Raw genomic sequence first — 12258 nt, 5'->3', positions numbered from 1 at the left:
CATGCCTTAGCATGGGTTTCTTGTTTCTGTATAAATCACGGCTTCTTTATAACTCTCTTATGATTGGTTTTTGGCCCAGTAGACTCTTTTGGCTTATTCGTATTTTTTGATGATGGTGTTATAACAACTTTTCTATAAGGTTCATCACCTTCACTATGCGTTTCAACATTTTTATTATTTTGTAAAGTTGAATGTATTATACGTCGCTCATAAGGATTCATAGGCTCCAATATAAATTTTTTCTTCGTAATTTTTACCTTATGTGCCAAATTCTTAGCCAAGGTTTCCAAAGTCTCTTTACGTCGATCTCTATAGTTTTCCGTGTCTAACTTAACACGCATATAACTATCTGCCTCTTTGTTTACAACCAAACTAACTAAATATTGCAAAGAATCTAGTGTCTGTCCTCTTTTACCAATCAATACACCCATACTAGGTCCACTTAAATCCACTGTCATATTGTTATGGTCATCTAAAGTAACCTGAATATTAACTTCAATATTCATTTTTTGAAATACTTCTTCTAAAAAGTCATAAGCAACTTGTTCAACATTGATTTTCTTATATACTCGGACTTTTGCTAACTTGTTACTAAAAATACTCATTAAACCGCTAGGTCCTTTTTCAATAACTTCTACCGTAACCTGATCACTAGTAGCACCCATTTCAACCAGCGCTTCGGTTATAGCGTCTTCTACAGTTTTCGCTTGTTTCTCAACATACTTCATGAAGACCGATCCCTCCTATTTTTTCTCTTTATCTTTTAAATGACTATTAATGACAACTTGCTGTGCCCATTGGAATATACTACTAGCTAACCAATATAAACCTAAACCTGCAGGCATTGTTGAAACAAAAAATGCCGTAATTAGAGGCATGGTGTACAACATGGATTTTTGTGTTGAATTCTGTTCTGCCGCAGCCGATGCTGTACTTGATTTCATAACCATGAATTGTACCACAACGTTTAATAATGGTAGTAAAATTCCAATAGACATCAAGTTTGGTTTGTCTGCCAAATTGATTCCTAGGAACATATACATTTCTGTAATTTTTTCTAAGCTAGGTGTTATGAGATGAGCAACAGAGTTAAATTGTTCAATAAAAATGGTCCATTGCTCAGAACTGAATTTTGCCAAAACATCAATAACCATTGGAATATTTGCTACATCAAAATTCTTTACCATGACTTCACTGGCCCATTGAGATAGTATGCTTTCAGATCCTTCTACAGGAACAACAATATGAGCAATATCTTCATATATTAAGCCTATGCTTTTTATATAGGCCGGTAAATTTCTAAGTACCTGAAACAATGCAATAATAATTGGAAACTGTACCAAAACAGGGAGACAACCACCAAAAGGGCTCACACCGTGCTCTTTATAAAGCTGGTTCATTTCCATTTGAAATTTCTGCTGAGATTCGGGATCTTTTTTATTTTTATATTTATCTTGTATTTTTTTTAACTCAGGCTGGATTTTTTGCATTTCCTGCATTGATTTTTGTTGTTTAAATGCAAGAGGTAACATCAAGGTTCTAACAATTAAAGTAAATACAATAATACTTATACCTAAAGATTTGATGCCCATATTATTAAAAATATTATAAATTGTGTCCATAATAATGCCAAACAACTGAGCTATAGGCCCAATTATAAATGTTGTGTTTTGAGTGAGTAAAACCATGTGATCTAAAAACATGAATGAATCCTCCTAATTATAGTTACCCAAATATATTCTTTTACTTAAGTGGATCAAAACCACCTTTTGCAAAAGGATGACATCGTAATATCCTTTTGATAGACAAATAGCTTCCCTTTACAAATCCATATTTTTCATAAGCCTCCAAGGCATACATCGAACAAGTTGGTATATATATACAACTGGATTTTGTCATAGGTGATATGAACTTTCTATAAAACAGAACAATACCAATAGCAATTCTTCTCATTATACCATCTTTTCTCAAATAAATGAATTAATCCTATTATATCGAATTATAGTAGGATTTTAAAGCACTAATATTTTATTGAGTTTAGCCAAGTGCATTAATGCACTTTCAATTTCATGATAATTGTTAGCTTTTGCTGTATTTCTGGCGATAACTACGATATCAAAACCAATGCTGTATGATTTTGCATTCAACCTATAGGCTTCTTTTATAAGTCTTTTGACACGATGCCTAATTACACTATTACCTACTTTTTTACTGACAGAAATACCCAGTCTATTAATATTTCCATTATTCTTGATCACATACATGATTAACAATTTATTGGCTTTTGATTTTCCAGTTTGATAAACTTTTACAAATTCATTGTTTTTTAACGCTCTAATTTTATCACTCATAATTGAATATAAGAATAAAAGGCCACATAAATGCGGCCTATGCTGACAATTTCTTTCTGCCTTTAGCTCTTCTTCTAGCTAAAACATTTCTACCGCTCTTATTTTTCATTCTTTTTCGAAAGCCATGTTCTCTACTTCTCTGTCTTTTTTTAGGCTGATAAGTTCTTTTCATTGATATGCACCTCCTTATATAGTTCGTAAAAGCTATATCAAATTAATAATTATAATTAATTTGCTAAAATTGTTGCTTCAAAAGCACCATTTCAATTATAGTCACAAAACCCTTAAGAGTCAAGAAAAAAAAGCTTTAAATAATTTTTATTTAGTTTATCCACATAAAAATGAAAATCATTTGGTTAATTGTGGATAACTTGTTTAAATATATTTATCCACACCATCCATTAAATATGTGGATAAAACCTTGTTTTTATTCTTATATTCTGTTTATTAATCTTTGAATATAATACAAAAATCCCTTTAAAATAGGTGGTTATGACAATTTTGATAACTATTAAGTGTATGGTGTGTATAACCATAGTATAAAATAATTATACACACTTTCCACAGTTTTTTTTCGTCTTTCATACACATTATAAATCTTTTTCAAGCAAAAACTTCAATTGAAATCCTTCTATTGATAGAGTATTATATATAATAGACTTCATTTCTTTAAATAGAACTTTTATAATATGTTTCAACTTTCCCTTATATTTTAGCTCTAAGCTAACAACTTGGTATAATCTAATACGTTTGAAAGTTGAATAATTTACCAGTATGTAAAAGAACTTCCTATTATTAGTTATTAACAGTTATATAACAATACACATTTGTCCGTATTGAATACTTGGTTAGAATTTTAATCATGTTAATGGATGTATCCGTCAACATGATTAAACTAATGTCTCAGGTTATATATCTGTTCTTAAACATATATTGAGAGAATAAAGCCTAATACGGTTAAAGCTCAACTATATAGTTTTGACGCTTTAAACCTACTACTATACTATAATACAAAAGGGGGTATTTTAATGGATCATCCAATTATCAACAAGTGGGATGACATAAAAAATCTTTTAAGATACGAATCGGATATATCCATTATATCTTACAAAACATTTTTGGAAAAACTTGAACCTGTTAAAGTAATGGGTGATTTGATTATTCTAGAAGCAGATGATCAAATGGCCAAAAATGTTATTGAAAAGAAATACTATAAATCCATTCAAATCGCTATTAACGAAGTCATGGGGAAAATCTATGATATACAATTTGTTCTACCTAATCAAAGTTTAGATTTTGATACTAAATCGAATTCAAACAACAACTTGATTGGTTTTTCTAATAACAACACCAGTGATCAAAGAAATTTAAATGCCAGATATACTTTTGACACTTTTGTTGTAGGCAACAATAATAAATTTGCACATGCAGCTTCTTTAGCAGTCGCAGAAGCACCTGCTGAGGCCTATAATCCACTTTTCATTTATGGTGGTGTTGGATTAGGAAAAACACATTTAATGCATTCCATAGCTCATTTCATATTAGATGATGATTCTAAAGCCAATGTTCTTTATGTTTCATCTGAAAAATTCACCAATGAACTTATCAACTCTATTCGAGATGATAAAAATGAAGAGTTTAGAAAAAAATATCGTAGTATTGATGTCCTTCTAGTAGACGATATACAGTTCATTGCAGGAAAAGAAAGAACACAAGAAGAGTTTTTCCATACTTTTAACACCTTATATGAAGCAAAAAAACAAATTATTATATGCTCTGATCGACCACCAAAAGAAATCGAAACCTTAGAAGAACGATTAAGATCAAGATTTGAATGGGGCTTAATTGCAGATATACAAGCACCTGATTTTGAAACTAGGGTGGCTATTTTAAGGAAAAAAGCTGAAATAGAAAATCTAGATCTTCCAGATGATGTCATGCAATACGTAGCAAACAATGTTAAATCTAATATTAGAGAACTTGAAGGTGCTGTTAATAAGATTTTAGCTTATTCTAGACTTCTTTTACCAAAAGAAATAACAAAGGAAATGGCTGAAGCAGCTTTAAAAGACTTAATTTCGCCACAAGAAGACACAAAAATAACATTCAAACTTATTCTAGAAATTGTATCTGAGCATTACAATGTAACACCTGCAGATATAATATCCAAAAAACGACCTAGAGAAATTGCTTATCCGAGACAGATTGTCATGTATCTATGTCGTAAATTAACAGATATGTCACTACCAAAAGTTGGTGAAGAAATTGGAAGAAGAGATCATACAACTGTACTTCATGGTTATGAAAAAATAAAAACAGAACTCGTCACAGATATGACTCTAAAAAATACAATAGATATACTGACAAAAAAAATAACAGGTAAATAATGAATAAGACATCAAAACGATATTATTGATTTACACCATTTAAAGCTGTGTATAACCTTTCATAAACTCTAGTATTGGCTGTTGATGATTATATTAGAACTATGACCATGTGGATTAAAATGAATAACTTTTTTATCTATTCACAGGGTTATTAGACTCTAAGAAACCTTACCTACTTATGGCTTAGAACACTTATACACATATTCACATCCCTTACTACTATCATTACTATAAAAAATCATATATTTTATCTTTTGCACAGGAGAGGAGTTTATCACATCATGAAAATTAATTGTCATAAAAATGACTTGCTTAATGGCGTCAATACTTCCCTTAAAGCTGTTTCAACTCGAACAACTTTGCCCATTCTTCAATGTATACTTCTTCAAGCAACCCAAAATGAATTTAAGCTAATTAGCAATGATTTAGAAATTGGTATTGAAAGTCATGTAAAAGCACATATAATTGAATCAGGAAGTGTGGCCATTGATGCACGAATATTCTCGGAAATAGTAAAAAAATTACCGGATGCTATGGTAGATATAACTGTAGATGAAAGTAATATGACGACTATTGTTTGTCAAAAATCCATATTTAATATACCAGGCCAATCTTGTACAGAATTTATTCAATTACCTCAAGTAACTAAAGATACAAGTATTTCTATTAAGCAAAGTGTTTTGAAGGATATGATTCATCAAACCTTATTTAGTATTGCTATAAAAGAAATTAAGCCTATTTTGACAGGTGAATTGATAGAAATCAAGGATAACGCCCTTAGTATAATATCTATGGATGGCTATAGAATTTCTATTAGAAAAGTAGATTTTACGGATGAGTTTAGTGATACTGCTGTTGTTGTTCCTGGTAAGACTCTAAGTGAAATAAGTAAAATACTATCAAGTGATGAAGCTGATATGCTATCTATCTATTTTACGGATAAGCATGTTTTGTTTGAGCTTGAGGAGAGTATTGTTGTGTCTAGATTGCTTGAAGGAGAGTATCCTAAGTATGCAAATCTATTTTCAGGTGATTATGAAACACTGATCACAGTGAATCGTAAAGAATTAATGATGAGTATTGAAAGAGCAGCTTTAATAGCTAGGGAAAGTAAAAAAAGTCCAGTGAAGTTTGAAATAAAAGAGGATACATTATTGATCACTTCTAATACGGAACTTGGTAATGTCCATGAAGAACTAATGATTGTAAGAGAAGGTCAGCCTATTGATATCGCTTTTAATCCTAAGTATCTTTTAGATGCGCTTAAGGCGATCGAAGATGAAGAAATATGCATGCAGTTTACAAATGCATTGAATCCTTGTATTGTTCGCCAAGTTGAAGGTGAAGATTACAAATACTTAATATTGCCAATTAGATTGAATGGGTGATGATATGAAAGAAATAATAATTAATACGGAATTTATTAAACTAGGTGCATTATTAAAGTTGGCAGGTATTGCTGATTCAGGTGTTCATGCAAAAATAATGATCCTAAATGGAGAAGTGAAGTATAACGGACAAATAGAATATCAAAGAGGGAAAAAAGTGAGAGATGGTGATAAAATTGAGGTATCTGGTTTTGATTTAATTGTAGTCAAATATGTTGTTGATTAAAATATGATACCTTCATGAGGTGAACTTCATGTACATAAGACACTTGGAATTGAATAACTATAGGAATTATCAGGAAGCTGCTATTGATTTTAATCCAGGTATTAACATATTTTATGGTGATAATGCTCAAGGAAAAACAAATCTTATAGAGGCAATATATTTGTGTGCAACTTCCAAGTCTCATCGATTAAGTAAAGATAAAGAATTAATTCGGATTAATGAAAAAGATGCTCATGTCTATATGGTTTTTGAAAAAAATGATATAATTGAAACCATAGATGTGCATTTAAAGAAAATCGGTAAAAAAAGTATTGCCGTTAACAAAAATCCTATTAAAAAACTTAATGAGTTATTTGGATTAATTAATATCATCATGTTTTCTCCTGAAGATTTAGGTTTAATAAAAAATGGACCAAAAGATAGAAGACGGTTTATTGACCTTGAGTTAAGTCAACTTAAACCATTGTATATGTATTATTTAAGTCATTATCATAAAGTATTAAAGCAAAGAAATCAGCTATTGAAAAACAGCCATAATAGATCGGATATGCTAAATCTCTTGGATGTGTGGGATGATCAGTTGGTGAAGTACGGTACAACAATTATTGAAATGAGAAAAAATTTCATTGAGGATCTAAGACCAATATTGTATGAAAAACATTTACATTTATCAGGAAAAAAAGAAACCATTGATATGATGTATGAAAATGATGTCAGTGTAGAAGACTATAAGAAAAAATTGGCAGATGCAAGAACCGGTGATTTAAAAAAAGGAACAACGACTGTTGGTCCTCACAGAGATGATGTTCGCTTTGATATTAATAATATAGATATTAGAATTTATGGATCACAAGGGCAGCAAAGAACAGCAGCACTGGCTCTAAAATTATCTGAAATAGAGTTAATTAAAAATCAAGTCAATCATGCACCTATACTCTTACTTGATGATGTTTTATCCGAACTGGATCATCAAAGACAGCATTATTTGATTGAGCATTTAAAGGATATTCAAACTTTTATCACATGTACAGGTATTGATGATTTTATTAAAAATGAGTTAAGTGGCTATCAGATATATAAAGTAAAAGATGCAAAAGTAATAAATGAGTCAGATTTGCATAAGTCTTAAGACTCATATATAATTAATTAGATGTGCATTTTTTCTGTTGCACGAATTTAGGAGGTCATTCATGAACATAAATCAAGAATATGATGCTACACAGATACAAATACTTGAAGGTCTGGAAGCAGTTAGAAAACGCCCGGGTATGTATATTGGTAGTACGTCATCAAGAGGTTTGCACCATTTGGTGTATGAAATAGTTGATAATGCAGTAGATGAAGCTTTAGCAGATCGATGTGATAAAATTGATGTGGTCATACACAAAGATAATTCCATATCTGTACTTGATAATGGTGAAGGTATCCCAACAGGTATGCACGAAAAAGGTGTATCCGCTGTTGAGGTTGTTTTTACCGTTCTTCATGCAGGTGGAAAATTTGGTGGTGGTAGTTATAAGGTTTCAGGTGGTTTGCATGGTGTTGGTGCATCGGTAGTCAATGCTTTGTCTGAGTGGTTAGAAGTTACCGTTTATCAAAAAGGAGAAATTTATTCACAAAGATTTGAACGTGGTGAAGTTATTACGCCTTTGACTGTAATAGGCACCACAAAAAAACATGGTACTTATATTCATTTCAAACCGGATGATGAAATATTCGAAGAATTGGTTTATGATTTTGATACGCTTAAACAAAGAATTCAAGAAATGGCTTTTTTAACAAAAGGTCTAAAAATTAGTATAGAAGATCTTCGAGAAGGTGAAGAAAAAAAACAAGAATTCCACTATGAAGGTGGCATAAAAGAATTTGTAGCTTATAGAAATCGCCATAAAAATAAACTTTATGAAGAAATAATATATGCAGAAGGAACCGTAGAAGATGTTTATGTGGAAGTTGCTTTTCAGCATAATGATTCTTATGTTGAAAATGTGTTTAGTTTTGTTAATAATATCAATACACCTGAAGGTGGTACGCATTTAACCGGTTTTAGAAATGCTTTAACTAAGACCATGAATGATTATGCTCGAAACAGTAAAATGCTGAAAGATAATGAAAAAAATCTATCAGGAGAAGATATTAGAGAAGGTATCACATGTGTCATCAGTATAAAAGTAACTGATCCCCAGTTTGAAGGACAAACAAAACAAAAACTGGGCAATAGTGAAGCTAGAACTGCGGTTAATGACGTTTTATCAGAAAAATTAACCTATTTTCTTGAACAAAATCCTCATGTAGCAAAAATAATTTTGGAAAAATCCATATTAGCAAATAGAGCAAGAGAAGCTGCAAGAAAAGCTAGGGATTTGACCAGAAGAAAGACAGCACTTGAGAATACTTCTCTCCCTGGTAAGTTAGCAGATTGTTCAGACAAGGATCCAAGAAACTGTGAAATATATATTGTCGAAGGTGATTCAGCTGGTGGATCAGCAAAATCAGCAAGATCTAGACAAACTCAAGCGATATTGCCACTTAGAGGAAAGATACTAAATGTTGAAAAAGCCAGACTAGATAAGATATTGGCAAACAATGAGATTAGAGCCATGATTACTGCCTTTGGTACAGGTATATCAGAAGAATTTAACTTAGATAAGTTAAGGTACCATAAGATTATAATTATGACAGACGCAGATGTAGATGGTGCACATATACGTACTTTGTTATTGACTTTTTTCTATAGATATATGCCTGAATTGATTGAAACAGGAAAAGTATATATTGCACAACCACCTTTATATAAAGTAACAAAAAATAAAAAAGGACAATATGTATATAATGATCGTGCCCTTGAAAGACTATTAGATGAAGTGGGTCGGGATGGTATCGTACTTCAACGTTATAAAGGTTTGGGTGAAATGGATGCAAACCAGTTATGGGATACGACCATGGATCCAGATCACAGAATACTACTTAGGGTTGATATAGATGATGCAGCATCGGCTGACGAGATTTTTACAACACTCATGGGTGATAAAGTTGAACCTAGAAGAGCATTTATTGAAAGTCATGCAAAGCATGTAAAGAACTTAGATATATAAAGCATGATTGGTTGAAGGATCAAAACGAAGTTTAACAATATTTACATATAAAATATTGTTTTGACACCTTAACCATGATTAAAGTGTTTATAATAGAAACCAGTTATGGAGGAAACATGAATGGATGATAACAATCAATTTGATAAAATCATATCAGTAGATCTTCAAGATGAAATGAAAAAGTCATATATTGACTATGCTATGAGTGTTATTGCATCAAGAGCATTACCGGATGTTAGAGATGGTTTAAAACCGGTACAGCGACGTATCTTATACTCTATGAGTGAGTTAAATCTTACACCCGATAAGCCTTATAGAAAATCAGCGCGTATTGTTGGTGATACAATGGGTAAGTACCACCCTCATGGAGACAGTTCCATATATGAGACCATGGTTAGAATGGCTCAAGATTTTTCATATAGGTATATGCTTGTAGATGGTCATGGTAATTATGGATCAGTCGATGGTGATAGTGCAGCAGCAATGCGTTATACAGAAGCAAAAATGAGTAAAATCGCCATGGAATTGTTAGCGGATATTGGTAAGGACACAGTAGACTATGGTCCAAACTTTGATGAATCTTTAAAACAACCCTTGGTATTACCGGCTAGATTTCCGAATCTATTGGTTAATGGTGCATCAGGAATAGCCGTTGGTATGGCAACCAACATACCACCTCATAATCTTGGTGAAGTTATAGATGGTGTAACAAGGATTATTGACAATAGAGTAATAGAAGACAGAGATACGGATATCGACGAGATATTAGAAGTCATCAAAGGACCTGATTTTCCAACAGCAGGTATTATACTGGGGACCCAAGGTATTGAACAAGCCTATAGAACCGGACGTGGCATTGTTAAAGTTAGAGCTGTAGCTAATATTGAAGCCATGTCAGGTGGAAAAAATAGAATAGTTATAACAGAGCTCCCTTATCAAGTTAATAAAGCAAAACTCATTGAAAAGATTGCCGATCTTGTAAAAGATAAAAAAATGGAAGGTATATCGGATTTAAGAGATGAGTCTGACAGAAACGGTATGCATGTTGTTGTCGAATTAAAAAGAGATGCAAATGCAAATGTAGTATTAAATCAATTGTATAAACATACACAATTGCAGGATTCTTTTGGGATTAATATGTTGGCATTGGTAAATAACGAACCAAAAGTACTTAATCTAAAAGAGGTGTTAGAGCATTACTTAAATCATCAAGTAGATGTGGTAACGAGAAGAACCAAGTATGATCTAAAGAAAGCGGAAGAGCGTGCTCATATACTTGAAGGATTGCTTAAGGCCCTTGATTTTATTGATGAAGTTATCAAGGTGATTCGAGCATCTAATTCAACTGCTGATGCAAAATTAAATCTAATGGAAAGGTTTGGTTTTTCAGAAGTACAGTCTCAAGCTATTGTTGATTTACGACTTAGAGCTTTGACCGGTTTAGAACGAGAAAAACTCGAAAGTGAGTTTAATGAGCTTCAAGAAACCATTAAAGAATTAAAAGCTTTACTTGCAGATGAAAATTTATTGTATCAAAAGATTAAAGAAGAAATTTTGATTATAAAAGAAAAATATGCTGATCAAAGAAGAACGGAATTAACCTATGACTCTTCTGAAATAGATATGGAAGATCTTATTAAAAAGGAAAACACAGTTATAACCATGACCCGTCTTGGTTATGTAAAACGTATGCCAGCAGATACTTATAAAAGCCAAAATCGTGGCGGCAAAGGTATAAAAGGTATGAAAACCATGGAAGATGACTTTGTAAAGGATATTTTCCTTACATCTACCCATCATTACTTGCTATTTTTTACGGATAAAGGTAAAGCATACCGATTGAAGGCATACGAAATACCAGAGTCTGGTAGAACAGCTAGAGGTACAGCTATTGTAAATCTATTACAACTTGATCCGGGTGAAAAAATTACGGCCGTCATTCCATTGAAATCGTATAAAGAAGACACTTATATTGTAATGGCAACAAAAAAAGGTGTTATAAAAAAATCTTCAATCATGGAGTATCAGAATATTAGACAAAATGGATTAATAGCAATAGGGCTTAAGGATGAAGATAATCTGATTGAAGTTAAACTGACCAATGACCAAGAAGAAATCATTCTAGGAACAAAATATGGACAGTGTATACGATTTGATGAAAAGGATGTACGTATAACTGGAAGAACATCTCAAGGTGTCAGGGGTATGAATTTAAATGAAGGTGATGAAGTCATAGGTATGCAACTCATATCTCAAGGAACTGATTTACTTATTGTATCTGAAGGCGGACTAGGTAAGAGAACTAAAATGGAACAGTTTACCGTTCAACATAGAGGCGGTAAAGGTGTTAAGTTCTATAAAATCAGTGAACGTTCTGGCAATGTTTTGGGTATGAAAGCGGTTAGAAAAGGCGATGAAATGATTATTATAACCACTGAAGGTATTGTCATTAGAATTCGAGTCAGTGATGTATCAAGACTTGGAAGAATAACTTCAGGTGTTAAATTGATGAATTTCAAAAAAGATATTCGAATAGCGAGCATTGCAAGGATTAAAGTCGTGATTGATGAAGAACTTAAAAACGATTTTAGTGAAGCAGATATAATTGAATCAGAAATAGTTGAAGAAAATATGACAGATCATTAAAACTTGGAGTAAAATAGCATTCCATTATAGTTTTCTATAATGGAATGTTTTTTATTCTCTACAAGTCATACTCGAGCATCCAACTTGACGCATATCTTTAATATCATTGTAATGAGGCTGACATTATCATTTGATATAATGGTAGTAAGTAAGACTATATTTTGA

11 protein-coding genes are annotated in these 12258 nt (G+C 32.0%); 6 read left to right on the top strand and 5 right to left on the bottom strand.

Features of this window, described 5'->3' with window-relative positions:
- Nucleotides 1-35: 35 nt before the first annotated feature.
- Genes jag through rpmH form a run of 5 tightly spaced genes read right to left on the bottom strand, consistent with a single transcriptional unit; the run spans nt 36 to nt 2523 of the window.
- On the bottom strand, nt 36-728 hold the full coding sequence (gene jag, locus P0N36_RS08045) for an RNA-binding cell elongation regulator Jag/EloR (protein WP_275842332.1): 693 nt from the start codon (nt 726-728) through the stop codon (nt 36-38).
- A gap of 15 nt (nt 729-743) precedes the next feature.
- A complete protein-coding gene (locus tag P0N36_RS08040; protein WP_275842331.1) occupies nt 744-1703 on the bottom strand; it encodes a YidC/Oxa1 family membrane protein insertase in 960 nt (319 codons plus the stop codon).
- A 40-nt stretch (nt 1704-1743) separates the two neighbouring features.
- Complete coding sequence (gene yidD / locus P0N36_RS08035; RefSeq protein WP_275842330.1) at nt 1744-1953, bottom strand: membrane protein insertion efficiency factor YidD; 210 nt, start codon at nt 1951-1953, stop codon at nt 1744-1746.
- Nucleotides 1954-2012: 59 nt separating this feature from the next.
- Entirely contained in the window at nt 2013-2351 is a 339-nt protein-coding gene (rnpA, locus tag P0N36_RS08030) for a ribonuclease P protein component (protein ID WP_275842329.1), read from the bottom strand.
- A gap of 37 nt (nt 2352-2388) precedes the next feature.
- The gene (gene rpmH, locus P0N36_RS08025; protein ID WP_275842328.1) at nt 2389-2523 is read right to left on the bottom strand and encodes a 50S ribosomal protein L34; all 135 of its coding nucleotides are present in this window, start codon (nt 2521-2523) and stop codon (nt 2389-2391) included.
- Between the two features lie 856 nt (nt 2524-3379).
- Between rpmH and dnaA the strand changes: the two genes are divergently transcribed.
- The 6 genes from dnaA (at nt 3380) to gyrA (ending at nt 12093) form a co-directional block, all read left to right on the top strand.
- Entirely contained in the window at nt 3380-4738 is a 1359-nt protein-coding gene (gene dnaA / locus P0N36_RS08020) for a chromosomal replication initiator protein DnaA (RefSeq protein ID WP_275842327.1), read from the top strand.
- A gap of 281 nt (nt 4739-5019) precedes the next feature.
- Nucleotides 5020-6126, top strand: coding sequence for a DNA polymerase III subunit beta (gene dnaN, locus P0N36_RS08015; protein ID WP_275842326.1), 1107 nt, complete (start codon nt 5020-5022; stop codon nt 6124-6126).
- A gap of 4 nt (nt 6127-6130) precedes the next feature.
- On the top strand, nt 6131-6352 hold the full coding sequence (locus P0N36_RS08010) for an RNA-binding S4 domain-containing protein (protein WP_275842325.1): 222 nt from the start codon (nt 6131-6133) through the stop codon (nt 6350-6352).
- Nucleotides 6353-6380: 28 nt separating this feature from the next.
- Nucleotides 6381-7481: a DNA replication/repair protein RecF gene (gene recF, locus P0N36_RS08005; protein WP_275842324.1), complete on the top strand. Its 1101-nt coding sequence runs from the start codon at nt 6381-6383 to the stop codon at nt 7479-7481.
- A 67-nt stretch (nt 7482-7548) separates the two neighbouring features.
- Nucleotides 7549-9447: a DNA topoisomerase (ATP-hydrolyzing) subunit B gene (gyrB, locus tag P0N36_RS08000; protein WP_442957184.1), complete on the top strand. Its 1899-nt coding sequence runs from the start codon at nt 7549-7551 to the stop codon at nt 9445-9447.
- A 120-nt stretch (nt 9448-9567) separates the two neighbouring features.
- Complete coding sequence (gene gyrA, locus P0N36_RS07995) at nt 9568-12093, top strand: DNA gyrase subunit A (RefSeq protein ID WP_275842322.1); 2526 nt, start codon at nt 9568-9570, stop codon at nt 12091-12093.
- The last annotated feature ends 165 nt before the right edge of the window (nt 12094-12258 follow it).

This window comes from Petrocella sp. FN5 (genome assembly GCF_029210395.1).
In the GTDB taxonomy this organism is placed as follows: Bacteria; Bacillota; Clostridia; order Lachnospirales; family Vallitaleaceae; genus Petrocella.
The sequence above is the reverse complement of the archived record's forward strand: the minus strand, read 5'-3'. Positions and strand labels throughout refer to the sequence as shown.